At 73.4% G+C, this 364-nt stretch carries 1 protein-coding gene; it reads left to right on the top strand.

Features of this window, described 5'->3' with window-relative positions:
* Positions 1-94 precede the first annotated feature (94 nt).
* On the top strand, positions 95-364 hold a 270-nt coding region (locus tag IWC96_RS00015), incomplete at its 3' end, for an alpha/beta hydrolase (RefSeq protein WP_231378719.1).

The following is a 364-nucleotide window of genomic DNA, read 5'->3' as shown; positions in this document are numbered from 1 at the left end:
GTATACCCCACCGCGTGTGACGCACAGATGTCGACCGGGGCCGGCGGCGCAGAACGGATGCCGCCGTGTCGGGGCGGTGCGGCAGGATGGGCACGTGAGCGAGATCCCGCCCCTCGACGGCAGCGCCGTGCGCTACGCCGCCCCGCTGGCCGACCGCGGCGACCGGCCTGTGCTGTTGCTTCTTCACGGCTACGGCTCGGATGAGAACGACCTGGTGGGCCTGCTCCCCTCCCTCCCGTCCGAGTACCTGGGCGTCTCGCTACGCGCGCCGATGCCCGCTCCGTGGCCGATGTCGGGCCACCGCTGGTATCCCATCGACGACCTCGACGGCCGCGACCCGGCGGCGATCACCGCGGCCGCCGAG

Origin of the sequence: Brevundimonas sp. BAL450, from assembly GCF_015767455.1 — a bacterium.
Classification (GTDB): domain Bacteria; phylum Pseudomonadota; class Alphaproteobacteria; order Caulobacterales; family Caulobacteraceae; genus Brevundimonas; species Brevundimonas abyssalis.
The sequence above is the reverse complement of the archived record's forward strand: the minus strand, read 5'-3'. Positions and strand labels throughout refer to the sequence as shown.